The organism is Bacillus sp. FSL K6-3458, from assembly GCF_038005045.1.
Lineage (GTDB): Bacteria > Bacillota > Bacilli > Bacillales > Bacillaceae > Bacillus > Bacillus altitudinis.
Map to the genome: position 1 here is coordinate 2,583,394 of NZ_JBBOSI010000001.1, position 26,709 is coordinate 2,610,102.

Annotated in this window: 24 protein-coding genes; all 24 read right to left on the bottom strand. The window is 40.2% G+C overall.

Translation table 11 applies throughout. The features are described from left to right. Positions 1-135 precede the first annotated feature (135 nt). The 24 genes from MHH23_RS13660 to MHH23_RS13775 all read right to left on the bottom strand — a co-directional run bounded on the left by MHH23_RS13660 (position 136) and on the right by MHH23_RS13775 (position 26,549). Positions 136-372, bottom strand: a complete 237-nt coding sequence (locus tag MHH23_RS13660) for a YlmC/YmxH family sporulation protein (RefSeq protein WP_008344958.1) — start codon at positions 370-372, stop codon at positions 136-138. Positions 373-451: 79 nt separating this feature from the next. After that, positions 452-1,228 (bottom strand): ABC transporter ATP-binding protein, encoded by a 777-nt coding sequence (locus MHH23_RS13665; protein ID WP_019743283.1) that lies wholly within the window; start codon positions 1,226-1,228, stop codon positions 452-454. 128 nt (positions 1,229-1,356) lie between these two features. Then, positions 1,357-1,713 carry a PTS glucitol/sorbitol transporter subunit IIA gene (locus tag MHH23_RS13670; protein ID WP_007499733.1) on the bottom strand — a complete coding sequence of 119 codons (357 nt, stop codon included), beginning with the start codon at positions 1,711-1,713 and terminating at the stop codon, positions 1,357-1,359. Between the two features lie 26 nt (positions 1,714-1,739). Continuing rightward, the gene (gene srlE / locus MHH23_RS13675) at positions 1,740-2,750 is read right to left on the bottom strand and encodes a PTS glucitol/sorbitol transporter subunit IIB (protein WP_024720315.1); all 1,011 of its coding nucleotides are present in this window, start codon (positions 2,748-2,750) and stop codon (positions 1,740-1,742) included. A 13-nt stretch (positions 2,751-2,763) separates the two neighbouring features. Next, entirely contained in the window at positions 2,764-3,294 is a 531-nt protein-coding gene (gene srlA / locus MHH23_RS13680; protein ID WP_003210918.1) for a PTS glucitol/sorbitol transporter subunit IIC, read from the bottom strand. 17 nt (positions 3,295-3,311) lie between these two features. Next, on the bottom strand, positions 3,312-3,743 hold the full coding sequence (locus MHH23_RS13685; protein WP_335364589.1) for a transcriptional regulator GutM: 432 nt from the start codon (positions 3,741-3,743) through the stop codon (positions 3,312-3,314). Positions 3,744-3,755: 12 nt separating this feature from the next. Then, a complete protein-coding gene (locus MHH23_RS13690; protein ID WP_007499740.1) occupies positions 3,756-5,000 on the bottom strand; it encodes an NAD(P)H-dependent oxidoreductase in 1,245 nt (414 codons plus the stop codon). 243 nt (positions 5,001-5,243) lie between these two features. Further along, positions 5,244-6,182, bottom strand: coding sequence for a sugar-binding transcriptional regulator (locus MHH23_RS13695; protein ID WP_024720314.1), 939 nt, complete (start codon positions 6,180-6,182; stop codon positions 5,244-5,246). A 150-nt stretch (positions 6,183-6,332) separates the two neighbouring features. Further along, the gene (gene sigG, locus MHH23_RS13700; RefSeq protein WP_003211879.1) at positions 6,333-7,112 is read right to left on the bottom strand and encodes an RNA polymerase sporulation sigma factor SigG; all 780 of its coding nucleotides are present in this window, start codon (positions 7,110-7,112) and stop codon (positions 6,333-6,335) included. 143 nt (positions 7,113-7,255) lie between these two features. Further along, positions 7,256-7,975 carry an RNA polymerase sporulation sigma factor SigE gene (gene sigE, locus MHH23_RS13705; RefSeq protein WP_007499746.1) on the bottom strand — a complete coding sequence of 240 codons (720 nt, stop codon included), beginning with the start codon at positions 7,973-7,975 and terminating at the stop codon, positions 7,256-7,258. 59 nt (positions 7,976-8,034) lie between these two features. Further along, positions 8,035-8,964 (bottom strand): sigma-E processing peptidase SpoIIGA, encoded by a 930-nt coding sequence (spoIIGA, locus tag MHH23_RS13710; protein ID WP_017367198.1) that lies wholly within the window; start codon positions 8,962-8,964, stop codon positions 8,035-8,037. A gap of 249 nt (positions 8,965-9,213) precedes the next feature. Continuing rightward, positions 9,214-13,533: a S8 family serine peptidase gene (locus MHH23_RS13715; RefSeq protein ID WP_411801861.1), complete on the bottom strand. Its 4,320-nt coding sequence runs from the start codon at positions 13,531-13,533 to the stop codon at positions 9,214-9,216. Positions 13,534-13,834: 301 nt separating this feature from the next. Continuing rightward, positions 13,835-14,980: a cell division protein FtsZ gene (gene ftsZ / locus MHH23_RS13720; RefSeq protein WP_007499752.1), complete on the bottom strand. Its 1,146-nt coding sequence runs from the start codon at positions 14,978-14,980 to the stop codon at positions 13,835-13,837. A gap of 33 nt (positions 14,981-15,013) precedes the next feature. Beyond that, entirely contained in the window at positions 15,014-16,336 is a 1,323-nt protein-coding gene (ftsA, locus tag MHH23_RS13725) for a cell division protein FtsA (RefSeq protein WP_007499754.1), read from the bottom strand. A gap of 159 nt (positions 16,337-16,495) precedes the next feature. Beyond that, positions 16,496-16,864 (bottom strand): small basic family protein, encoded by a 369-nt coding sequence (locus MHH23_RS13730; RefSeq protein ID WP_003210988.1) that lies wholly within the window; start codon positions 16,862-16,864, stop codon positions 16,496-16,498. Next, positions 16,864-17,589: a DUF881 domain-containing protein gene (locus tag MHH23_RS13735; protein WP_007499758.1), complete on the bottom strand. Its 726-nt coding sequence runs from the start codon at positions 17,587-17,589 to the stop codon at positions 16,864-16,866. Before MHH23_RS13735 ends, MHH23_RS13730 begins: the two co-directional genes overlap by 1 nt. A gap of 20 nt (positions 17,590-17,609) precedes the next feature. Next, positions 17,610-18,299, bottom strand: coding sequence for a DUF881 domain-containing protein (locus MHH23_RS13740; RefSeq protein WP_024720312.1), 690 nt, complete (start codon positions 18,297-18,299; stop codon positions 17,610-17,612). Further along, positions 18,296-19,075, bottom strand: coding sequence for a cell division protein FtsQ/DivIB (locus MHH23_RS13745; protein WP_268431961.1), 780 nt, complete (start codon positions 19,073-19,075; stop codon positions 18,296-18,298). Before MHH23_RS13745 ends, MHH23_RS13740 begins: the two co-directional genes overlap by 4 nt. A gap of 136 nt (positions 19,076-19,211) precedes the next feature. After that, a complete protein-coding gene (gene murB / locus MHH23_RS13750; protein WP_024720310.1) occupies positions 19,212-20,123 on the bottom strand; it encodes a UDP-N-acetylmuramate dehydrogenase in 912 nt (303 codons plus the stop codon). A 30-nt stretch (positions 20,124-20,153) separates the two neighbouring features. Then, positions 20,154-21,248, bottom strand: a complete 1,095-nt coding sequence (gene murG, locus MHH23_RS13755) for an undecaprenyldiphospho-muramoylpentapeptide beta-N-acetylglucosaminyltransferase (RefSeq protein WP_024720309.1) — start codon at positions 21,246-21,248, stop codon at positions 20,154-20,156. 198 nt (positions 21,249-21,446) lie between these two features. Beyond that, positions 21,447-22,547 (bottom strand): stage V sporulation protein E, encoded by a 1,101-nt coding sequence (spoVE, locus tag MHH23_RS13760; protein WP_039166797.1) that lies wholly within the window; start codon positions 22,545-22,547, stop codon positions 21,447-21,449. Between the two features lie 59 nt (positions 22,548-22,606). Further along, the gene (murD, locus tag MHH23_RS13765) at positions 22,607-23,953 is read right to left on the bottom strand and encodes a UDP-N-acetylmuramoyl-L-alanine--D-glutamate ligase (RefSeq protein ID WP_411801752.1); all 1,347 of its coding nucleotides are present in this window, start codon (positions 23,951-23,953) and stop codon (positions 22,607-22,609) included. Positions 23,954-23,962: 9 nt separating this feature from the next. Further along, positions 23,963-24,937: a phospho-N-acetylmuramoyl-pentapeptide-transferase gene (gene mraY, locus MHH23_RS13770; RefSeq protein WP_007499771.1), complete on the bottom strand. Its 975-nt coding sequence runs from the start codon at positions 24,935-24,937 to the stop codon at positions 23,963-23,965. 136 nt (positions 24,938-25,073) lie between these two features. Next, positions 25,074-26,549 carry a UDP-N-acetylmuramoyl-L-alanyl-D-glutamate--2,6-diaminopimelate ligase gene (locus tag MHH23_RS13775; RefSeq protein WP_268431962.1) on the bottom strand — a complete coding sequence of 492 codons (1,476 nt, stop codon included), beginning with the start codon at positions 26,547-26,549 and terminating at the stop codon, positions 25,074-25,076. Positions 26,550-26,709 lie beyond the last annotated feature (160 nt).

The following is a 26,709-nucleotide window of genomic DNA, read 5'->3' on the forward strand; positions in this document are numbered from 1 at the left end:
GTGCCCTTTCTACAGGTTTTTTTTCAAATTGATATGAAAACGTAATCTTTTTACCCGAAAAAGACATTGATTGCTGAGAATGGAGAGGTTGTTTTTAAGGAAAATTTGATCTATTAGTTGAGGAATTTACACAAATTAAGAAGACAAACGGACAAGTATCACATCTTCGCCAATTTTTACTATATTTCGCCACGGGACAATCATTTCCTCTTCTTTTCCGAAAAATCCCATCATTTTACCTGTACCGCCAATGATAATCGCTTGTATTTTACCGCTCGTGACATTGATATCGATGTCTCCAATAGTACCTAATTTTTTTCCGCTGGACACATCGACAACATCCTTGATTTGGAATTCAGAAATACTGATCATCTGTCCTTCCCCGCCTTTCGTTTTCTACTATAATATGTATGATGGAAAAGCAGGGAAGCAGACCAATAGTTTCTCTTATCTACAATTTACTTAAGTGAGGGCGGCCGTTTTGCCACATGACTTCGACTGGACATTCAAAAAAGGAAGAAAGCAAGTCACTTGTCATCATCTGCTTTGTCTCCCCTTTATGAAAAACAGTACCTTCTTTTAATAATAAGGTGTGCTGAAAAATCGGGAGAATCTCTTCTGCATGGTGGGTCGTATAGAGCAATGTGGGCGCATCTGGTTTTGATGCAATCAATGAGATCGTCTCTAGCACCTGTTCTCTTGCTAAAAAATCAAGACCCGTCACAGGTTCATCTAAGATCAGAAGCTTCGGATCATTCATTAAAGCTCTTGCGATGAGCACTTTTTGTTTCTCTCCTTGCGACAGGGTTTCATACGTGCGATTGGCATATTGAAACGAGCCAAATGTTTTTAATAAATCAATCGCCTTCTCTCTTATCTCATCTGTCGGTGTTTCATAAAGTCCGATGGAAGCAAATGCCCCGCTCAAAACAATTTCAAATGCATTGTCATCTCTGTGCAGCTTCTTTTCAAGACCAGCAGAGATGAGACCAATTTTCTTCCTTAGTTTTTCACCAAGCGCTTCCTTGCCAAACACATGGCCTAACACCGTCATCTCACCTGACGTTGGAAAATAATATGAGCAAAGCATATTTAATAAAGCCGTTTTCCCAGCACCATTTAAACCATAAAGCACCCAGTGTTCCTGGTTTTTCACCTGCCAGTCAATAGAACGAAGCAGCCATTTTCCATTTCGTTTTAAAGAAACATCCTTCAAGTCAAGCGACACGATCTTTTCCCCCTGAATAAAAATTCTGAATATACAAATAATAACGTCTACAGCATATCGCAAATGTTTCAATCAGTAAACCTAACGCAAAAAAGCTGCTCCCTATAAGGAACAGCTTTTTTCCATGGTTACGAAATTTCAATTCGTACGCCTTCTTTAATATCAGGAAACGTATGTGGGGATGCAAAGACAGCTCCCGGTAATACATCATCAAACGGCTCTTGGAAGTAGATCGAAATATGGCCGAGTTCCTTAAAGTTGTCATTTGCTTTATTGCCTAAAGCAGTAATGGTATAAGTTTGGTCGCCCACTTGAATCGTTCCGCCTAATTTCAGCGGCTCTTCTTCTAAGTGTTCAAACTCATGAATGACAGACATATCTCTTAATTCCTGCGGCGCTGCTGGTCCAAATAAAACAATCAGCTTATCTTCTTTAAACTGCGGGACTAAGATCCCAATTTCTTTTACGACAGATTGTGTTACCATGTATCTCGATTCCTCCTTTAATACGTTTAATACATACCGAAGCTGGCAACGTATGCGATCACAACAGATAGAACGCCTGTAATGAGACGGCTATACAAAACAGCTGGTACCCCATATTGTACCGTTTCCGGCTTCGCTTCACCAAGTGATAGCCCAACCGGGATAAAGTCACACCCTACTTGACCGTTGATCGCAAACAGTGCTGGAAGAGCAAATTGAGGCGGAATGTTTCCTAGTGCAATTTGACTACCAATCAGTACACCGATGACTTGTGCGATGACTGCCCCAGGTCCTAAGACAGGCGATAGGAACGGTAAGGTACAGACAACAACGAGCAGTAAGAGCCCCCATAAAGATCCTGCCAAAGGTGAAAGGAAATGGGCAATCAGATCACCGATTTTTGTATAATTGATAATTCCAATTAACATACTGACAAAGGCCATGAATGGAATAATGTTTTTAAGGAGCATATCAACAGAATCACGACCAGCTTGATAGAATGTGCCGGTTACTTTTCCGATTCCTCTTGAGAATCTCATGAGGAAATTCCCTTTTTCTTGACGTTCGATATTTTCCTCTTTCAATTTTGAATAGGTTTCTTTGAAATTCTCTTTGTCAATTGGGCCGCTGCTTTCTTGACCTTCTACATTCCCTTCACTATCAGATGCTTCAGCAAAGGAAATATCTTTTTCTGTGACACCTGATACGAAGATATCCTCTGTAATGTGTTTTGCAAGCGGTCCAGAAGGAGAGGATGCTAGCACATCGACAGTAGGAATGCGTTTCATTGGATAAAGCCCAATTCGCGCTGTTCCTCCGCAGTCAATGACAACACACATCATTTCATCTTCTGGTATAGAATTTTTAAAGCCATCACATGCTTCTGTCCCTGTCATTTCTGCAATTTTACGTGCAACTGGGTGAATGCCTCCTCCTGTAATGGAAACGACCTTTCTTCTTTTACCGGTTGGTTCAAGCTCTAATCCTTTTCCCCATCCGCCAGCACCTTTTGCAACAAATACTTTGTGGTTTGTCATGTCTAACCCTCCCCTATTGTGAATTCGCTTTCATTTTTCCTGCTAAGTACTTTGTGATCCATTCCGTAATGATTCCGCGAAGTAAAATGACAACGATCCCGACTAAGAAGTAACGAACAGCCAGCTCTGACATAGAGTATCCAGCTTCTTTAATCCCGTTCGCAATTCCTAAGTAGACAAACAGTTCTCCTGCGTTGGCATACGGGAACAGCGATGTCACCGGATGAACAAATGAAACAGCTGAATCATAGAATGCTGGTTTTTGTTTTTCAGGTAAGAAGCGGCCAAACGTATAAGCCATTGGGTTTGTCAAAATAAGAACGGATAAGATCGGCATTAACGTATAGCGCAAAATGGTATATTTCGCTGCAAACTGAATCGCTCTATTCACTCGCTCTTCTCCAATAAACTTCATGACAGCATAAGTGAAAGTAAGTAACACAACAAGCGTTGGAACGATACCTGTAACAAGACCCATGAACTGCTTTCCGCCGGCTTCAAACATCCCGATAAAGTGCTCTCCAAACCATTGAATCCATTCCATGTTTCATCTCCCCTTTCTTAGTTCACATTTGTTATATTTTTTTTAGAAATCGAGACAAGCGCCTGCTCCGCTGCCATGGAGAGTGCTTGCATGAGAGCTGGTCCCCTTTTGCGCTTTTTCAATGTTTGTTTCATCATGTGATGCTCATCAAGCACAGCCCCCACATGTTTTCCTTCATAGGAAGGCAGTTCCTTAAATTTAGACAAAATCGAGACGCCACCCAGCACATGACACTTTTGAATGATGTATGATTCATCGACAATGATGAGCGCAATGGCTCCAGGACCAAATTTGCGCCGCTCCATTCCTGAAAACAAGTGATAGCCTTGTTTCCCTTTATAGTCGTCAATCAGTGAATCCATGCTCTTGCGGTAGTACTTGATTTGAATAAACGATAAACCATACTGCACAATCAAAATGATACAAAGTACGATTGCTAATTTTTCCATAGCCTCACGTCCTTATGATTGAAATAAGTGATCTTGTAATGAACGCAGCTTCCAGACCGTTGTGCTTGCATCAAGTTCTACATCATCATGAGATAGGAATTGCCCCAATTTGATATCTTTTTTCGCTACCACTTTTCCGCTGATTAAGCCAATTGGGATGTGGCCGTTCGCTTTCATGTCTTGATGTGTTTCAAGTACACCTCTTACGGAGTATCCGCCAATACCATCAAGTGTTTCTCCTGCTTTAATATCTCTTTTCGCCACAGCGACAGTTTCTGATACTGGTACACCAATTGGATGGATTGAAGAATCGTGTTGTAAGACTGCTTTTGCGATCGTCACTGGTGTTTCAAGACTTGCTAAGTGGAAAGGACGATACAGTGTGTAGTGAGGACCTTTTCCAACTTTTAAGTAGCGAAGTTCTTCATCTACTGGCTCAAGATCACTCTTGACGATGACAAAGACACCTGGTGCCAGTCCGTTTACATATTCAACGACTCCGAAGTTATCCAGTACGCCGCCTTGCTGTTTTTGATTTAATTTATCTGCTACATTTTCTAAATTCGCTTCTACTCCATGCATGCCGACTTTATCAGGCAAAAGTCCTGTTGCATTACTTAATAGGTTCATTTCTGCCATCGTTTTTGTTCCGTCTTGGAATGCTGCTAGCATGTGGGCACTCATATGTTTACTATCTGCTTCAGCTTTACACGTATCTGGGTTTGCTTCTGGGAAGAATGGGTTGTTCTTACCTTTCCCAGCAACCAATACTTCAAGCCCCATTGTTTTTGCAAATTCGTATAGTTCTAGCGTTGCTGCTGGTTCATCTCCAGCTGATCCAGAGTAAACAAGTCCTGCATTCGTGAATAATTTATGCATGACCAAACCGATCGTAATATCGACTTCTACATTTAAAAGAACGAGATGTTTTTTTGAATTAAGCGCTTCCAAAGAAATGTTTGCTCCGACCTCTGGAACACCTGTTGCATCCACAACAACTTCCACAGAATCTGATTGAATCACTTCTCTGTAATCATTTGTGACGACCATTTGATGTGGTTTCGCATGTTGCTTGTAAAAATTCGCTGCTTTCTCAGCTGCACTAAGATGAATATCACAAACACCTGCGACAATCATGCCTGGAATTTTAGAAATTTGTGAAATGAGTCCAAACCCCATTTGGCCTGCCCCGATAATCCCAACTTTGATTGGATCTCCGCTGCGTTCTCGTGCTAACAATTGTTGATAAATTGACATCTAAATCATCCTTTCAGGTTTTCTTGCTTCACAATAGATTGCTAGAAAAATAATCTGAAACTTTTAACAAATGTTATAAAAATTAACAAAAATCCGTTTCTTGTAACATTTGTTATTTTATTTATCATTTGTTATGAACTTAGTTTATATGATGTGTCAACTTTGTGTCAAGATAAAATCGATAAAATTCTCAATCTTTTTGAGTCTAAAGACTCAAAAAAACTACCTAATCGGCTTAGGTAGTTACTTTAATAGGGCATCTCCGGTTTGTTCATCTGTAATTAACACATGAATTAATCCACCTTCTAACGCTGCCCTGATCGCTTCAATTTTCTCTTCTCCTCCAGCGACACCAATCACAAGAGGGATCTCTTTCAGTTTTAGAGGACTGATCCCCATCACCCGGTCGTTCCACGGATGCGGATACACTTCACCTTTATGATCAATAAAGTTATAACAAATGTCACCCGCGACATCTTTCGCTTGCAGGATATCTTCCTCACCACTTGTCATATAGGATTTCACCATCGTTGAATGTTGCGGAACCCCGCCTATTCCTACGACCGCGATATTTGATGATTCTCCTAATTCAATGACTTTTTTAATCGACGGCTGTCTAATGAGTACATCTTTCGCTTCTTTCGTATCAAGCATGACAGGCACATGTAAAAACTCACATTTGGATTTGAGTGCTTCTGAGCATCTTCCAATAATATAGTTGGCATGAATATCAACATCTTCATTTCCGACGCCTCCGACAAGCGGAACAAATGTCACAGATGGAAAATGCTGAACAGACGTAAGCGCTTTCGCCATTTCATGCAAGGTTGTCCCTGATGAAAAACCGATGACTTGTCCATCCTTCATGACTTTTAATAAAAAGCCCGCAGCCGCAGCTCCTATTCTACTTTTTGTTGTTTCTTGACTGAGAGATTCCACACACACGACTTCTCGCAGCCCGTATTTTCGCTCTATTTTTCTTTCTAACGAACCATATTGTTGATTTACTTCATCATGAATAATGATTTCCACGATTCCTGCTTCACGTGCTTTTGCCAAATATTTCGATATGAGCGAACGGCTAACCCCAACAGCTTCTGCAATTTTAGATTGAGTGGCGCCTTCTTCATAGTACATATGCGCAACCTTAATGAGCAGCCTTCTTTCATCATGGAATGTCATAATAACCCTTCTTTCCGCTTCTCTATTCCCTCACAAATGATATTTTAAATAACATTTGTTAAAAACAGATTAAATGAAAAAAATAACAGAGTCAATACTACAGATGGGTTCTCTAAAAAGAATGAAAAAAGCCGCACATTAGCGGCGGCTTTAAAAAATATTTTTATTCATTTGTTTGATTGCTGCTTTTTCAAGCCTTGATACTTGTGCTTGAGAAATGCCGATTTCTTCTGCCACTTCCATTTGTGTTTTACCTTGGAAGAAGCGTTTGCGAAGAATCATTTTTTCTCGATCATTCAATCTGCGCATTCCCTCTTTTAAGGCCAATTCTTCTACCCATTGTGTATCTTTGTTCCGTTCATCACTAATTTGATCCATCACATAAATCGGATCTCCTCCGTCATTATAAATCGGTTCAAACAAAGAAACAGGATCTTGAATGGCATCTAGGGCAAAAACAATTTCCTCATGAGGGACTTCTAACACTTTGGCAATGTCTTCTGCCGTTGGTTCCTTGCTTGTCTCACTAATTAGTCTCTCACGAACTTGAAGCGCCTTATAGGCAATATCTCTTAGTGAACGAGACACCCGGATAGGGTTGTTATCGCGCAAGTATCGACGGATTTCTCCTATGATCATAGGGACCGCATAAGTTGAAAATCTGACATTGTGGCTTAAATCAAAATTATCAATTGATTTCATTAATCCGATACAGCCTACTTGGAAGAGATCATCAACATACTCGCCTCTGTTGTTGAAACGCTGAATCACACTTAAAACCAACCGCAAATTGCCATTGACTAGCTTTTCTCTTGCTGTATCGTCACCTTCATCTTGCAGCTGTCTGAATAATTTTCTCATCTCGTCGTTTTTCAGAACAGGCAGTTTGGAGGTGTCGACTCCGCAGATTTCCACTTTATTTCTGGACACTTTTTTCCCTCCCTACAGGAGCTGTTGTACAAAGTTCAGTATCTCCGTGGGATGGAAAAATATGCACGGTCTATGACGAGAAATATGTGAAAAAATGGTGATCCCTTTGACAGTACAGGGATAAAGCTTTCAAAAAAAATTTTTTAGACCATCTTATTAAATTCTTTTTGCAATCGTTTAATAATTCTTTTTTCGAGCCTTGAAATATAGGACTGAGAAATACCAAGCATGTCGGCAACATCTTTTTGGGTTTTTTCTTCACCGCCAACTAAACCGAACCTCAGTTCCATGATCTGTTTTTCACGATCGTTTAATTGTTCTAACGCTTTTTTCAGTAATTTTTTATCGACATTTGCTTCAATATCCCGGGTGATAATATCATCATCTGTCCCAAGAACATCTGATAAAAGCAATTCATTGCCGTCCCAGTCAATGTTAAGCGGCTCATCAAACGATACTTCTGAACGGATTTTATTATTTCGGCGCAAATACATCAAAATCTCATTTTCAATACATCTAGACGCATATGTGGCCAGTTTGATTTTTTTTTCTGGATTAAACGTATTTACTGCCTTGATGAGTCCTATCGTTCCGATACTAATCAAATCCTCAATATTAATGCCTGTGTTTTCAAATTTTCTTGCGATATAAACGACCAATCGCAAGTTTCTTTCGATCAAAATGGCTCTTGCTGTTTGATCACCTTTTGGTAATTTAACGAGCAATTCTTGTTCTTCATCCTTTGATAATGGCGGAGGCAGTGCCTCACTTCCACCAATATAATAAATCTCATCACTCTTTAGCCCTAGCTTCATGAGGAGTTTATACCAGTAGTAAGTGAGTTTAAATTTTAATTTTTTCATCTTCTTCTCCCTTCTAAATGTCCAGTTGACTTCGTAAGATAAAAGACATCACAAAAAAACTACGACACCCCTTGTATCATTTTTCCGTCTAACATCTCTGGATGAATGATGGATTGAAATTCCTGATCTGCTGATAATCCACTTAGACTCATCCCAACAAAACACTTCGCTGGCTGGATCATATGCGTTTTTGTATAAAGGACGACCGTATCTGGTTTAAAGCATAGTAGAAACCCGTGATCATGACCGACTGCGCGATACGGAACGAGTCTTAAACGATCAAGCAGCGGAAAATGGTCATCGAGCTTTTGCATCACTTCAACAGGATGAAACTGTTTCATTTTTTCTATAAATGGCTCTCCGAAAATAGATGTGAGCTGATCGAGCTGGACGATCATGACAGGTGTTTTCGTCAATGGATCATACAGCTGATTTCCAGAATCGACCAGACCATTTAAGCGGATTGTTTCTCCTTGAATGTGTATCTCCACAAGTACTTGTTCGTCATATTGTCTTTTTTTCGCACCAACCTCTCCTAATCGTTTCTTTGAAAACAGCCAAATGGCCGGAAAGCCAGTGAGAACAAAAAGCCAGCTAATGGGATCACCAAATCCATCATTTTGTGAAATAAGCAGTCCATCTTGAATGACTGTATTTGTCTGCAAAAACGAATGAACCCCGATCATGCCCCCTCCCATCAAAAATGTGACAAAGTAAAAAGCAAACAGGTTTTGAAAAAAGGAACGAAATCTTTGAAAGCCAAAGGTTCCAAGCACGATCAAGACAGAAAAAAGCAGTTTACCTAAAGGATGCGACACAATCATTGCAAATGGCGTAAAGAGCAAGAGAACAATGCTCGATCCAATGAGAGCTCCTAACATATATCGCCTTTTTTTCACTTGTCGTTTGAGAATAAATGCCGTGAGTAAGAGCAGCAATAGATCAAAACAAAAGTTTAACAGCCAAATGACATCTAAATAAATGACCACCTTCTGCTCCTTTCATCTGAAACAAAGAATCAAAAGCAGTACTTGCACTTGTTTGTACCAGTATAAAACAGTCATCGGATGGAAGTCTGTCAATTCTTGTAGGGGATGATAGAGAACTTTTGGTGGATTGTTATCGTTTTTGTCGACGTATGAGACAGAAAGGACATCCGAATGATTTGTTGGACAAGTGTCTCCTCTATCCATTGCACAAAAAAAGACACGCTCCGAAGAGTCATGTCTTTTTCGCTGTCATTCTTTCTCATTGATGGTGAGTGTTCCTTCTGCCTTCTGTCTTGTGACATTTCCATAATCATCTTTGACAATGACTTCAATCACTGCACCTTTTGCTTTTGCAATAGATGTCGCCGTCCAGTAGCCTTCATACGTTCCCGGTGCTACTTCACGAATCGGCAGTTCGGTTGTGTTTTGAAGTTTTGATCTAGCATTTGTCAGCGGCATATGAAGAACAAAGGTGGCATCTAGCTTTTCCCTGCTTTTAAATGAAACCTTAACCGATTCACCTGATGATAGATTCATATTATCTTTTGGCGTTAATTCAGAAATAACAGGTGCATCATATTGAACATCGATGTCGACCTTTTTAGTCGTTTTGTTTCCAGCTGCATCTTTTGCTGTCACTTTGATTGTATTTTTCCCGTTCTCAAGCAGCACCCTTGCAGAATATGCCCCATCCTTTACGGTCGCTTTTTTTCCATTGACTGTGACTTGATCTAGATAATCATCCGCTACTTTCCCTTCCACCGTGAGTGATTCTCTATTAGACTTGTCGCCTTTTTTCGGTGTATCAATGGTCAATGTCGGTGCTGTTTGATCGATGATCACCTTGACTGGCTTGGAATGTTTAGTTGAGCCTTTATCCGTTACAGTCGCCGCCGTGAAGACATGCTCTCCACTTGGAACAGATACATTTTCTTTGAAAGTACCCGACTCATCTGATTTGACGCTGGCCACCTCTTCATCATTCTGATAAATGGCCACATTGAGACCCGGAGAGGCTGTGCCTTCAATCGTCAATTCACCTTGATTTGTAATGGTTCCTTCCTTTGGAGAAGTGATTTCTGGTATATCTGCTTCATAGTTTACGAGCGCACGAATCATATAATTCCCCTCTTCTTTCGGAGAAGGAGAAAAAGCACCGCTCGTCAGCTGCCAGCTTCTTTCAGCATTAGGGCCATCTTCATCTGTGGCAAGTCCCGGCGATTCGGTATTCTTTTTCGTTTGAATATAAACAAGATAGAAATCTCCATCCACTGTAATGGCTTGATCTTCTAAATCTACTTTTGTCCATTCACCATTACGCAGTGCATTTGCTTTTAAAGGTCCTGCGATTTTCTCACCTGGTGCGCCACCCTTCCCAGAAGCATCATATACTTCAACAGCAAATTCATCGCCTCCAGGAGCTGGCCATTCTGATGTCCAAAACCGGAAAAGACCACCTGTGACTTGTGCTTGTTTCTTTCCTTTTTCTAATGAAAACTTCACAGCCCAGCCATTGCCAGGATCGTAGAAAGCCCGCGCATTTTCAGCCGTTCCATCATCGTAGCCAATCTCTCCCGGAAAACCGATAAAAGGCTCAAGTTTCACTGACTTTTCAAGTGGCTTTTCCGTCACATCCGCTGTAAACGTATAGCCTTTAAACCCCTTTGCAAAAATTTTGACTGTATAGACACCGCTTAATGCCTCTAGAGAAAATTCACCGGCTTCATCTGTTTTCACCGGCTCAATTTTTGCGTCCTCCACAAGATAAACAGTTGCATTCTTCACCTTTTCACCAGTTGTTTCATTGACGACCGTGCCGGAGATCGTTCGTTTCTCTAGCGGCTGTAAGGAGAAATTCGCTTCTGCTGTTTCTTTTGATGCCACTTTGACTTTTTGGGACCGTGATTCAAAGCCGTAAGCTTCCGCTTTCACTGTCCATTCTCCTGCTCCTTGAGACAGCTGATATTTCCCTGTCGCTTCATCGGTGGAAGTTGATTTTCCGCTTTCTAGAACACTGATTTGCGCTTTCATTGGAAGAGCTTGAATAGACGGAGCATCATGACTGTTTTGCTTTTGAATGTGTACATGTTTATTTTTTACTTTAGCAGGCTTTGCCTTTTTTGGATCAACTGATTTCTTATTCTGGCTGGTGGAATTTTCTTTTTTGATCACACCTAGCTGGTTCTTGGCTTGTTGAGACAAAGCCTCATCTGTGATTTTCACATCATCTAAATAAAAGCCATCTTTTGTGACACTGCCATCTGTTCTTATCTGAAACAGGACTCTCACTTTTTGACCTTTATAAGCAGATAAATCAACTTCGCCTGCTGTCCACGCATTTGTTTTCCCCGTATAAGCTGTCACTTGAACGGCGTCTTCCCCCTCTGGCTGTACATAGACATGCACATAATCATAATTGGCTTCGAGATCATGCCAGTATTGATATTGCAGGTAGGAAGAACCTGAATCTGGTACAGCAATGAGCGGCATAGACAAATTGGCATCCGTTTTATTTTCATAAGGACTGTCTAAATTGGTGGCATAGACATGTTCCCCGCTAAATGCTTGTTTTGGACCTGTGGACGGTTTTCCCCACTGCCACGGATCTTTTGTTCCACCACTGAACCATCCACTTGGCCATGCTTCAAAATCTTGTGAGTAGCCAGTGGTGATGGATGTTTTAATTGGAAGTGTATAAGAATCTGATGCCGCTTCATTTTCTCCAAAATCTTTCACAATCCATCGGTACGTCACGTTTTCCCCCTCAAGTTCAGGGAGCTGCACCGTATAGGTTCCTTTTAAATGATTTCCATCCGTGCGGTTGGCTTGCAATGTCTCCCGTTCACCTTGATCTACTCGGTAAGTCAAAGAAACATTTGCCACTGCTATCTCATCTTCTGCAGTGATGGTCAATGGGGTTGGCGTTGCAGCAAAAATTTCATTCGGACCTTTATGTGAAAAAACAGGTGGCTCTGTATCTTCTCCCTCTTTTGTCACCTGGCCTTCAATCGTACCGATTCCATTGGTTAAAGCCGTAATCGCCTCTCTTGCATCCACTAACCCTGCCCCATAGCCGTTGTTAGGGGATTCAGGAAATTGCTGATCTGTCAGTGGTTTCGCTGTCTCAATGAGAATTTGCTGAATTTCATCAACAGAAAGGTCTGATTGCACTTGGCGAAGAAGAAGAACAACAGCTGAGACATGCGGACCTGCCATCGATGTACCATTCCACCCATCCTCATATCCTTTTCCCGGGATCGAAGAACGAATGTTTACTCCCGGAGCAGCAATATCTGGTTTCATTACGCCATATGGAGAAGGACCCTGAAGGGAGAAAGACCCTAACTTGTTGTCCTGATCTGTTGCGCCTGTAGCAAAGGCTTCTTGATAGTTAGCGGGATTTGCAATCGAACCCGCACCGCCTGGATTGAATAAATCGGTATTACCGGCTGAAAATTCTGGAAAGATGTCTGCTGCTCTCCAAGCATTCACTACATCTTTATACCAATCATCAAGACCTGGCCCACCGCCCCACGAATTATTCACAACATCAGGTGCCTTTTCTGGGTGAGGATTTCCGTTTTGATCTTTCGGTGCTAAAATCCATTCACCGGCATCTAACAGATCAGCATCTGTACCGCCATCTTCTGAAAAAGCTTTCACTGCAATCCATTCTGCTCCCGGTGCGACCCCAATTTGATTCTTTCCATCTGGCTCAGAACCAACCATTGTGCCTGTCACATGGGTCCCGTGCTCCAAGTCATCATAAGGGACTTCAGAGCCTGTCGTGGCATCATACCAATTCAGTTCATGAGATGGTTCGTTCGGACGAGCAGGATCAAACCCGCGGTATTTTTCTTTTAGCGCAGGATGATCCCATTCGACACCTGTATCAATACTTGCCACAACGGTTCCGGTCCCGTCATAGCCTAAATCCCACGCTTCTGGTGCATGCACCTGAGCAATATTCCATTCGACTCCATCTACTGCTTTGATTTGTTTGTTTGGCTTAGCATGCTTCAGATCAACAGGACGATGAAGTTGACGAGTTTCATTCGGCAGCACTTGAGCTACTTCTGGAAAAGAAGCAACCTTTTCCATCACTTCTTTTGTTGCCGTCACAGCTAGACCATTCACAATATAGTAGGAATGAATATCTTTCACTTGCTTATTCTTTTTTTCCTTTTGTAAATACGCTAGGAGCGCTTGCTGCGTTTCATCAGATGTTGCTCTCAGCTCAGATACAACGGCTGATCTTTTTGTGTACTGCGTTTTAGCCGCAGTTAATTTTTGTTTTTTTGCTTTTGATACAGCTTCTTTTGCTACTTTTTGTACATTCGTTTGTTCCTTCATTTTGACTAAGAAGGTCACCTTATCTTCCTTTTGAAACTGCTTCTTTAATCTCGAAGAAATCTTGGCTTTTGTTGTCTTAGAGGAAACGGCTTCCTCCTGATATGAGGTAGAAGTCGATTTTGCTTGAACCATCCCAAAGCTTGTCATCGTTAAAGTACCAATCACCAAAAGACTCATGAAACGATAGACGGCGGTTTTACGAAACTTCACTTTCAATAAAATCCCTCCTCCTCAAATGGTCAAACAGTGTGTATCCTGCCCCTCCCCCTTCTTTTTGATCATGACAAGTTTCATGGTGTTCTCATTAATGTAGTCAAATAAAGTTCAACATTTTGTCGTTTTTTGTAAAGGAAATGAAAAATGATTCTTTTGACTTAAAAGACTCAAACCAAAACACATACGATAGTTCCAAATAACACGTCAGAAACAAGACTTTTATATCAATCAGGCTCAGGATCTTCTCACCAAGCAGACATAAAAAAACCCCTTCCAAAGGAAGGGGATGAATCGTGCTTGCTTATCGTTTGTTGCGGTTACGTAAGAACGTTGGGATATCCAATGTATCATCACTTGACTGTGTATTTTGTCTTGGTTGTGATGATGTTTGCTGATGTTCCTCACGTTTTACTTCACGCTTTTGTGGAATGGATTGATTTTGCTTTAATCCTTGTCCTAATGGATTTCTTTGAGGTTTTGTCACTTCCGGCTCTTGCTCAATAAAACCGGTTGCGATGACTGTGACCACAATTTCATCCTTCAAGTTATCATTAATGACAGATCCAAAGATCATGTTGACATCTTCATCAGAGGCTGATGCAACAATATCCGCTGCTTCTTGTACCTCATAAAGACTAAGGTTCGTACCACCAGTAATATTCATGATAACACCTTGTGCTCCATCAATCGCTGTTTCAAGAAGTGGTGAAGAAATGGCTTTTTTCGCTGCTTCAGCAGCACGGTTTTCGCCTGTTGCGACACCAATTCCCATAAGAGCTGAACCTTTGTTAGACATGATCGTTTTCACGTCAGCAAAGTCAAGGTTAATTAAACCTGGTGTTGCAATGAGATCTGAGATCCCTTGAACACCTTGTCTTAACACGTTATCTGCTGCACGGAATGCTTCAAGCATTGGCGTGTTTTTATCGACAATTTCAAGCAGGCGATCGTTTGGAATCACGATTAACGTATCAACTGCTTCTTTCATAGAAGCAATCCCTTCAACTGCTTGAAGCTGACGCTTTCTTCCTTCAAATGTGAAAGGACGAGTCACAACTCCGACTGTCAAGGCTCCAGAATCTTTTGCGATTTTCGCAATGACAGGTGCAGCACCCGTACCAGTTCCACCACCCATACCGGCAGTCACAAAGACCATGTCAGCGCCTTTTAGAACTTCTTCAATTTGTTCTTTGCTTTCTTCAGCAGCTTTTTTACCGACTTCAGGATTCGCACCTGCTCCAAGCCCTCTTGTCAGCTTAGCACCGATTTGCATTTTTGTTTCTGCTTTTGATAAGTTTAACGCCTGTGCATCTGTATTCACTGCAATAAAATCGACACCCTGTACGTCATTTTCAATCATTCGGTTGACAGCGTTATTTCCGCCGCCACCTACACCGATTACTTTAATTGATGCTAGGCCGTCTATATTTGTTTCAAACTCCAACATGCTGAATCCTCCTAATCCGTCGAAAATCTAGTTCTATTCCCAGAACATATTAAATAGTTTTTTCATTTTGCCCGGTTTTTTATTTGTCTCTTGTTGCGCTTTTTGTTTCACTTTCGGTCTTGGCTGAGCTTCTTTTACTTGTGGTGTAGAAGAAACCGGCTCCATGGACGCGCCTACTTCATGAAATGCTTCATCCGGCATTTGGAATCCAACCTGTCTGCCCTGAATCTTTGCATTGCGATAAGCAAAATGGATCAGGCCCACTCCTGTCATATATTGAGGTTCCCTGACCCCAATATAATTAGGACTTGCGATTCTTACATTGTTTTGTAAGACCGTTTGTGCCAGAGAAAGGATACCTGGTATAGCTGCCTGTCCACCTGTTAGAACGAATCCGCCAGGCAAATCATGGACACCCATATTGCGTAATTCCTCTGCCACAAAAAGCAGAATCTCTTCCAATCGTGCTTCAATGATATTGGCTGCTTCAAGTTGTGTATACGTCTGTTTTTGGTCCGTACCGATGACGGAAACTTCAAATGTCTCCTCAGACGATGCCTCATCATAGAATGCATGCCCAAATTGCTTTTTGATTCGTTCAGCTTCTTCAGTGGAAGTTCTAAGTCCTATAGACAAATCTTTTGTAATGTTCTCTCCGCCCAATGGGATACTGTGAGTAGAATAGAGATGCCCGTTTTCAAATACGGATATCGTAGTAGAGCCGCCGCCAATATCGACAAGAGCTACCCCTAGATTTTTTTCATCTTTCGATAACGCCGCTGAACCCGATGCGAGTGGCTGCAAGCAAATATCCATAATTTCAATACCAGCCCGCTCTACACATCGGAGCCAGTTATGTAGAATCGTTTTAGAACCTGTGATTAACGATCCATCCACTTCTAGCCGTACACCTAGCATTTTTTTCGGATCTGTGATCTCATCTCTTCCGTCGACGATAAATTGTCTCGGAATTACGTCTACTACGAGATGTTCTTGCGGAATAGATACTACCTGTGCAGCATCCAAGACACGTCTCACATCTTCAGCATGTATTTCTTTATTTTCACTAGACACTGCGACAACGCCGCTCGTATTCTGAATATGAATGTGGTTTCCGTTAATTCCGACTATCGCCTTTTGTAAAGGAAAACCTACCATTCTCTCAGCCTGTTCAAATGCTTGTCTAATAGAATGAACTGTTTCATCTATATCAACAATCGATCCTTTTTTTAACCCCTCTGAAGGGACATTTCCAACACCTATAATGTTAAGCGAATCATCCGCCATTTCTCCGACGATGACTTTTATATTGGATGTACCGATGTCAAGGCTGACGTAAATTTCATTGTTGTTCATTCTATGGCACCTCCTCACATATCAATACTTTCTATTCTATTATTTGCTGAACAACAATACAATGAATGTGTTTTTACAAGTGTGTAACAAAACTTAAAAAATCAACATTTTTTATTAGGATTACTGAAAATATTCGTTACATCATATGTATATCCTTTTTTATGACTCACTTTTTTTCTTTTTTTCTCTAGAAATTGTCCATTTTGTTAGTAGAATTCTTCGAATAACGGCGATATTTTGAAACAATCTAACACCGAATGCAAACATTCCGACTAAATACAAGTCTACACCAAGATGGACGCCCAGAAAAGCTAAACTTATTGCGAGTATAATATTAAAGAAGAAACCTGATACAAACACTAGTTCATCGTATGCCCCTTGCAGATGTGCTCTGATTCCACCAATCAATGTATCAAGCGCAGCAAGTACGGCGAGGGAAAGATAGTTAGAATACTCATTCGGTATCGTAAAATTCGTTAAGAAACCGATCGCAACTCCTATGATTAAACCAAGTACAGGAAGCCACATTAAGATTTTCCCTCCTTTACATCGTCAAGAGGCTTCAATTCATTTAATTGAATTGTACCGTCAAATGCTTTTAAATGAATTTTTTTCTTCGGCGGTCTAATACTCAAACTGAAATTTTCCTGAGCAAACAAATCACCAATATCTGATACATTTAAACGGCTGTATAATTTATCGGCCTGCTCGCTGACCATCTTAATCGTGACTGTATCACCATCTATGCTGTAACCATCCATTTTCGTCGTACCATTAATATCTCGAATAACACTGGTGTTAATCACCCGGTGTTCATTAATGGAAATATGTTTTGCCCCAAACATATTGGCTTCGTTGATTAATTTTTTTAGAAGATCAGGTGGTATATTTTTGACTTCTTCTCCGGTAAGTTCCTTAGAAAAAAGCTGAGTAATTTCTATTTCAACTCCTTCACCCGTTACCTCTGTAAAACCAGCCTTTTCTTTCAAATCCTTCAACGTTTTTGTTAATTGTGCTTCTTTTGATTGATCTTCTTGGTTGCCATACTTTTTTAGCATTTCATCATATTTATCAATTTCTTTCAATAAATCCAGTTCTTTACTTTTAGATGCAGATAAATCCTCTCTTAATTCCCAAACGTCTCGAGTATCGCGAACTTTAGGCTTTTGTAGAGAGTTAAACTGGATGGAGACCATGATGCCAAATATGACCATCAGGACTGTCAAACTAAGTAATGGCTTCTTTTTCCTCAACACCACTCACCTTTTCACATTTAATCTTTGTTTCTTAGAAGAGGATTCATACGAATATCCTTCTTTTCAATCGTCATGGAAATATGATCACTTGTCAGCTGATCAACCACCCCGCCTGCAATGTTTAATGCAGGAATTAAAACAGCAGGATCTCCAATAGCAGAAATGACAAATGGTGCTGGATGTTGAACACCATCAACCGTGACGACTGGACCGTTACAATGTATGTATGATTGGTGTGTGATTCTTTGTCCGTTTATAGCTACAGCAGATGCCCCTGATATAAATAGTTCGTTTATCACATGGAAAATGTGGCTCTCATGCACAATGTAATTATTGACATTTTGTCCACTCGGGATATAAGATGCATCTTCAAGAGATACTTTTACCCCTTTCCCTTTTACACCTATTTCTCCTGTAAACATTCTGTATTTCTCAACATCTTCCAAAACATTAAAATACTTCTCTTTTTCATTTTTCAAACCAAACTCTGTTTCTTGGACCTTTGATTGAAGACGATAAAGTTCTTTTTCAAGTTTTTGATTCGCCTTTTCTTGCTTTGTTAGCTGACTTTTCAAAGAATATTCTTTTTTCCATTGTTCTGTTCGATTGACATCTGCTCGATGCTGCTTCGTATATTGGTATGAAAAAGAAATCAGAAATCCAAGAACAAGCATTACAATTGAGAATATGACGGTTTTGCCTCTCAACGTTCATCTTCCTTTTTCTTAGATTTAAAAGCTTCAAAATATGTGGCTACTTCCATATGAATCGTACCTTTCTCAGAGGACGAAAGCTCTTTGACAATGGCAGGGTACGTCGTCATTTTATCTGCGAATGTTTTAATTGATGCAATAACGGTGTTTCCATCATTCATATAAAATTTAACGAGCCACTGATTGGAGCTAGTCGGTACGTAATATACTTCTGAGATTATTTCCTGAATAGAAGCCGGCAGTTGATTCAGAGCTTTCACTGTTTGCTTCAATTTCTCTTTATTGTTCCAATCGACAAAAATAGGTCCTGCGTGACTTGGCGTTACTTCATCTGGCAAAGCCGTCCCGTTTTCAAGAAGCTCATAATAAAAATGTCCCTTTTGCAGATACGCAATATTTGAATACTCTTTGACAGCAATACTGACCTTATTAGGGAAATGTTTTTTGATACTGACACTTTTAATCAATTTATTTTGCTTTATATGGTCTGCTGTCATATCTTTATTTAAGTTCCAAAACTCTGTCTCGCCTTCTTTAATTTGCGAAAGTTTAACGAGCTGTTTTGTTGGTACATGTTCATTACCACTAATGGTCAAAGAAGAAATTTTACTGATTGGTGTTTGCAAATAGACAATAATTAAAACCATGATAAAAAACAGCAGAATAAAAGAGATTAATCTCCGATTCGCTTTCTGCTTCCTTTGTTCTTTAATTTTAGGGATTCGCTCTTCTATATTGACGATCTTTTCATTTTCATGATCAGGCCGCATATATACTCTTCACCTCATTCAAAGCTGCTTGTCCGCACCTTTGGATCATTCTTTATCTCATATTGATTAGAAAACAAACGGCATGAAAAAATGCCGTTTGTTTTCCTGTGATACCATCATTCATAAGTAGTAGCCTTTAATTTGCTTCACCAATAATTTCTACTTCTGTATGCATCTCTACATTGTAGTCATCTTTGATTTTCTTTTGAATGTACTGAATTAAGTCGAGCACATCTTGAGCCTTCGCCCCACCAGCATTGACAATAAAGTTTCCGTGCATATCAGAAATTCTAGCGCCGCCAATCTGATATCCTTTTAAATTCGCCTTTTCTACAAGCTGTCCTGCATATTCAGGTAATGGATTTCGGAAAATACTGCCGGCGCATGGTTTATTATACGGTTGTGTTTCCTTGCGATAATCTTTATTTTGCTGCATTTTCTTTGTGATTTTCTCACGTTCGTCCTGTTTAAGCTTGAACACTGCTTCGAGAACAATTCCAGGGCGTTCCTTTTGAAGCACAGAAGTTCGATAGCTAAAGTTCATTTGCTCATTAGTTAACCACTCGATCGTTCCATCTTCAAATAAGACTCTCGCTTTCACAAGAATCTTGCTAATGTCAGATCCATGTGCCCCTGCATTCATATAAACAGCGCCACCAATAGATCCTGGAATACCAGCTGCGAATTCCAATCCTGACAGCCCCTGCTTACTAAGAGACGTCGCGAGTCTTACAACTGAATAGCCTCCACCAACTGTAATTTCTTCATCATTGACAGTTAAGTGATCAAGCCCAGCGCCCAGCTTTAAAACGACCCCGCGAATTCCTTTATCAAGGACAAGTAAATTGGATCCTCTCCCAATGACCGTCCATTGAGTATCATGTTTTTTTACCTGATCCATAATTGTTTTGACAGCATCGATATCTTTAGGGATGACTAATAGATCGGCCGGTCCGCCTATTTTCATTGTCGTATGATTTGCAAGCGGTTCATTTTCAAGTACTTTACCAACTTGCGCTTCTAATAATTCATTCTTCAAGTTCTCCATATTACCCTCCGCCTTACCTCATATCATTCATCATGAAGTCGTAATTTCTTTTAACACATTATATAAACGTGTGGCCGCATCTGGTACTCCAAGTTCTTTTGTTAAACGGCTCATTTGATGTAGTTTCTCGTCATTACCAGCAATTTCATCAATTGCATGAAGCAAGCGATCTCCAGAAAGCTCTGATTCTCTTAAAACGATCGCAGCATCATGTTTTTCAAGTGATCTAGCGTTAATTTCCTGATGATTTGCGGTCACGTATGGACTTGGAATGAAGATAGTCGGAATTCCAAGTGCCGTCACTTCAGCAATCGTTGTGGCTCCAGCTCTTGCAACAATGACATCAATTGATTTTAAATACTCCGGCATTTGATGCAAGAAAGGCTTTGTGATCATATTCGGTGCTTCACCTTTTTCTTTTAATTCGTTCAGCACTTTTTCATAATGAACCTCACCTGTAATATATAAAAGCTGATAGTTCTTTGCCTTTAATTCATCTTGCATGTCAATCACTGCTCGATTGATTGGGGCTGCACCTCTGCTCCCGCCAAAAATGAGAACCGTTTTTTTCTTCTCATCCAGCCCGAACTCTTTAAGAGATTTTCCCTCTTTAATAGAGACGACTTCAGAGGCTCTTGGGTTTCCCGTAAAAACAACCTTTTCTGAAGGAAAGTGTTCCTTTGCTTCTTCAAAACAGATGGCTACTTTATTCACATACCGTGCCAGAAACTTATTTGTGATGCCTGGCAGGCTATTTTGTTCGTGAATGATCGTTGGGATTTTTAGCTTAGACGCAGCATAAACAACTGGACCACACACATAACCACCTGTTCCAATAACAGCATCCGGCTTAAATTCTTTTAAATAAGATTTACTTTTTTGGACGCCCTTTAGAAACCTCATCACTGTTTTTACATTATCAAAGGAAAGCTTTCTTTTAAAACCTGAAATTTCAATTGATTTAAAAGGGATATTTTCTCTTTCTACAATTTTCTTTTCAAGCCCATTCTCAGTGCCAATATATAAAAATTCCACATCAGGATGCAGTCTTTTCACTTCTTTAATAAAAGCTAGAGCAGGATAAATATGCCCGCCTGTTCCGCCTCCACTAATAACTATACGCATTATACCATTTCCCCTCAATTTTTTTCTGCTCTGAACAAAGTATAAACCCTGTTTTAAACAACAGGGCTCCGTCAAAACCTGTAAAGAAGAGTCAATCATCATGTTTTCGAAACAGAAACTGCCATTTTCACTCTTCAAATCATTTTTTCATACTTTTGCAAAATAAAAGTCTATATGGTTTCATGAACTAACAGCACATTAATATCTAGCATACCTGCTTACATTCAAAAGTACGCCAATTGCCATCAGCATTAATGTCAGTGATGAACCGCCATAACTTATGAATGGGAGTGTGATGCCCGTCACAGGGATGAGACCAGTGACAACTGCGATATTAATCATTACTTGAATAGCAACCATTGAGATGATGCCCACTGCCAAGAAACTTCCATATAAATCTGGTGCACCGAGGGCTATTCTAATGCCTCTCCACAATAGAACACTAAAGAGCAGCAAAATGAGTGATCCACCTATAAATCCAAGTTCTTCAGACAATATAGCAAAGATAAAGTCTGTTTGAGGCTCAGGCAAATAGAAGAATTTTTGTCTACTCTGACCTAGCCCCATTCCAAACAGACCCCCTGGACCGACAGCGTATAAGGATTGAATAATTTGAAACCCGCTGCCAAGTGGATCCTCCCAAGGATTTAAATAAGATGTAATTCGTTTTATTCGATAGGGTGCTGATAAGACAAGTGCGGCAAATCCGCTAAGCCCTAAAAGACCGAGAAAGATAAAGTGAGCGATTCTCGCACCTGAAACAAATATCATAATAATACAGGTTCCAACCATAACCGTTCCTGTACCTAGGTCCGGCTGTAGCATAATGATGGCAAATGCAGAAAACACAATGCCTAGTGCTGGGGCGAAACCTTTACGAAAGGATGTGATATTCTTTTGTTTTTCAGATAAGAATTTTGCAAGAAACGCAATCATCGCAAGCTTCATAAATTCAGAGGGCTGAATACTAAACGCACCGACACCAATCCAGCTTCTTGAACCATTTCTCTCCATACCGATACCAGGAATCAAGACAAGCACGAGAAGGAGAAAACACACTGCAATCAGTATCTTTGACCAAGTCCGCCACGTCCAATAATCGACCCGCATAATGAAAAACATTGCGATAACTCCGATTCCGGCAAACAAAAGCTGTCTTTTTGCAAAATAAAACGAATCATCAAATTTATACGATGCCCACACAGCACTTGCGCTGTACACCATAATTAAACCAATCGTCAATAAAAGTAACGTAATGACAACAAGCAAAAAATCCGGAGAAGTTTTCTTATTCGTCAAGAGACCGACACCCCAAGCATAATTTCATTTGGGCTGTCAGTCATATGAGAGACAAGCCCTTATTTAAGCATATGCACGGCGTTTACAAACATGTCTCCACGTTCTTCAAATGTTTTATGCTGATCCCAGCTTGCACAAGCTGGAGACAATAAAATCACGTCTTCTTCTTCAGATATGCTAAACGCCGCAGGTACTGCTTGTTCAACATTATCGACATGTTTTACGTGATGTATTCCCAGCTCTTCACCAAGCTTCACAAACTTAGGCGCAGTCTCACCAAATGTAATCATTCCTTTTACATTCTTCATAAAAGGTTTTAATTCATCAAATTCATTGCCACGATCCAGTCCACCTGCTAGTAAAATGGTCGGCTGCTTGAAGGCAGACAAAGCTTTACTTGTTGCCAGTATATTGGTCGCTTTACTGTCATTATAAAATTTTCTATTTTGAATCGTCTCCACAAATTGCAAACGATGCTTCACTCCACTAAATGTAGTAAGAACTTGCGCAATCGCTTCGTTTGAGCAGCCTGCATTTTTTACAACACAAATAGCTGCTAGAATATTTTCTTGGTTATGCTCACCAGGAAGAACAACATCCTTGAGGTCAATGACATGTTCATTCATATAGTAGATGGCACCATCTTTAATAAACGCTCCATGTGCTACCGGCTCTTTAACTGAGAAAAACACTTTTTGCGCTTTCGAATCTTCTGCTAGTTTGACAACAGTTGGATCATCTAGGTTAACCACAGCTATGTCATCTTCTTGTTGATGTGCATACACTTTCTGTTTTGCTTTTTCGTATTCTTCACGCGTGTGATGATAGTCTAAATGTGCGTCAAAAATATTTAATATTAAGCTGATTTTAGGTCTGAATTCAACGGTTCCCATTAACTGAAATGATGAGAGCTCAGTTACGATCCATTCATCGCCTGCTGCACGCGCGGCAACTTCACTTGCGACCGTTCCGATATTACCTGCTACCAATGTTTTTTGACTGTCTTTTTTCAACATTTCATAAATCAAAGTGGTCGTGGTCGTTTTTCCATTTGATCCGGTAATCCCAATAAAAGGAGATGAGGTCAAATGATACGCCAATTCTATTTCAGTCCAAACTGGAATTTTTCGGCGAAGCGCCTCTTGAACCATCACATTCTCATAAGGAATTCCCGGGTTCTTAATTAAAATCGTAATTTCTTTATCGTCGAACATACGAAGAGGATGACTGCCACAAATGACATCAATCCCCTTTTCAGAAAGTAACTGAGCAGGCTCGTTTTCTTCAAAAGCTTTTTGGTCATTGACCGTCACGTTTATTCCGTGCTCGTGAAGAATTGAGGCTGCCGCATATCCGCTTTTTGCAAGGCCTAGTACTAGTACATGTTCGTCTTTTAACATTTGCATCCTATTCAATTATAACCACACCTCGATGTAAATTCCTAAAACAGCAAGCAATAAACCAGCTGTCCAGAAGGTGACAACTACTCTCCACTCAGACCAGCCAACTAACTCATAGTGGTGGTGAAGCGGGCTCATCTTAAAGATTCTTTTTCCAGTTGTTTTGAAGGAGATGACTTGAAGGATAACGGATAACGTTTCAACAACAAATACTCCTCCAATAATGACGAGTAAAATCTCAAGTTTCGTTAAAATGGCAATGGCCACTATGGCACCGCCTAAAGCAAGCGATCCCGTATCACCCATAAATACTTTTGCAGGATGCGCATTAAAGACAAGGAACCCAAGGACAGCGCCTGCTACTGCTACCGAAAAGATCGCCACATCATACTGAGATTGATTCCAAGCCAATATAGCAAAAGCTCCGAATGCAATAGCAGCTGTTCCAGATAATAAACCATCAAGTCCATCCGTAAGGTTTACCGCATTAGAACCACCGACAAGCATGAAAACGACGAGGATAAAGTATGCCCATCCTAAGTCAAAGCTGACATCTGTTCCTGGAATGCGAATAGTCGTTGCAAACTCATAATAATGGAAGACTGCATAGAAAATCACAGCAATCACAATTTGCCCGATCAGTTTTTGTTTCGATGTTAAGCCAAGATTTCGCTTCATCGCTACTTTAATATAATCATCTAAAAATCCTAATAATCCGTAGCCAAGGGTGACAAATAACAATAAAAACATTTCTGGACTAATCTCAGAGAATTTGTTAATCATCACGATCGTTGTAATTGTAATAGAAAAGATAATCATAATTCCACCCATTGTTGGGGTACCTGATTTCTTTTGGTGAGACTGAGGTCCTTCTTCTCTAATACTTTGACCAAATTTAAGCCTTCTTAAAAACGGAATAAAAATCGGGGATAAAAGAACACTGATTAAAAATCCCATTATGATTGTAAACAATATCACCTGTTCAAGCATTGTTCTTTACTCCTTCCGAATTTCCAAAGCCGTTTTCCATTAGAAAATAGCATTCATTATTATGATATTCATTCGTGTCTTTCGTATGTTGTTTTTGTACAAAATGCTTCATTTCATTACACTCTTTTCATCATTTTTAAGATTTGTTTAGATCTAAAATAGCGTCCGCTGCCACCTTGGCATCATCAAAGTCATAGACTTGATCACCAATGATTTGGTACGTCTCATGGCCTTTTCCAGCTATTAAGACTGTATCGCCCTTTTTTGCATTAGCAATGGCAAAAAAGATGGCCTGTTTCCGGTTCACAAAGCTGTGATAATAGGCGTTTGGCACGCCATTTTCCATGTCTTTCAAAATGGCTGATGGATCTTCACTTCTTGGATTATCTGATGTGAAAACAGGCTCATCTGCATATTTCACAGCGATTTGGGCCATCTGAGGGCGCTTGGTTTTATCACGGTCGCCCCCGCAGCCAACTACACAGAAAATTCTACCTTCTGTTAATTCTCTACACGTAGTCAGTACATTTTCTAAACTGTCAGGTGTGTGCGCATAATCAACGATGACTGGGAAGTCTTGATCAAAATTCACAAGTTCGAATCTTCCTTTGACTCCCTCAAGTTCTTCAATGGCACTAACGATCGTTTCAAACGTTAAGCCTGATACAATTCCTACTGATACAGCTGCTAGAATGTTATACACATTGAATTTCCCAATAAGGGCAACCGTCACGTTTTTTGTGCCGATTGGGGTAATCAAATCAAATTGTGTTCCCTTTGGTTTGATTTGAATGTTCTTTGCCATTACATCTGATTCTTGCTCTAAGCCATACGTCATAATTTCAGCAGCTGTGACTTTTTCAAAATAATTAGACGCTTCATCATCTGCATTTAAAATGGCATGCTTCGGCTTATCGTGCTGAAAGGCACTTCCGAGCTGGGAAAAGAGCAAGCTTTTTGCATGTTTATATTCTTCCATTGTGTTGTGGTAGTCCAGATGATCTTGGGTAAGATTTGTAAAGACGGCAATATCATAATCACATCCATGAACACGCCCAAGATGCAAAGCATGTGATGACACTTCCATAATGGCCGTATCTACGTCTTGATCAAGCATCTGCTTAAAGGTCTTCTGAAGGGTGACACTCTCAGGTGTTGTGTTTTTCACTTCGAGAATTTCATCGTTTACCTTCATATACATCGTACCGATTAAACCTGTTTTTTTATCGGCTTTTCTCATGATTTGCTCAATCATGTGTGTTGTGGACGTTTTCCCGTTCGTTCCTGTAATACCAATTAGATTGAGTTTATGAGTTGGCTGTTCGTAAAAAGCATCTGCCATTCTTGCAAGTGCTCTTTGAGAGTGTTTTACAATAATGACTGGTACATCTGTTATGTGAAGTGGGTGTTCTGCTACAATCGCTACAGCCCCGCTTTTCACTGCTTTTTCAGCGTAATCATGTCCATCTACTGTATAGCCTTTTATACAGACAAAAAGACTCCCTTTTTTCACTTCTCTTGAATCCATTTCAATGGAAGTAATCTCCGGATTTTCGTTTATCAGTTCACTGTTTTCACTTTTAAAGTATGTAAGGAGTTCTTGTAATTTCATTTCATATCAAACCTCTCAAATTCGTTCACGTGCATGTCTTGTGAAAAAAACACACAGTCTATATTTTATCGTAAAAAAAAGGATACATCCAGCGTATTCCTTAAGTTTCTCTTGGAAAAAACACACTTTATGCTCTTTTTTTAAAGCGACCCTTCACTTT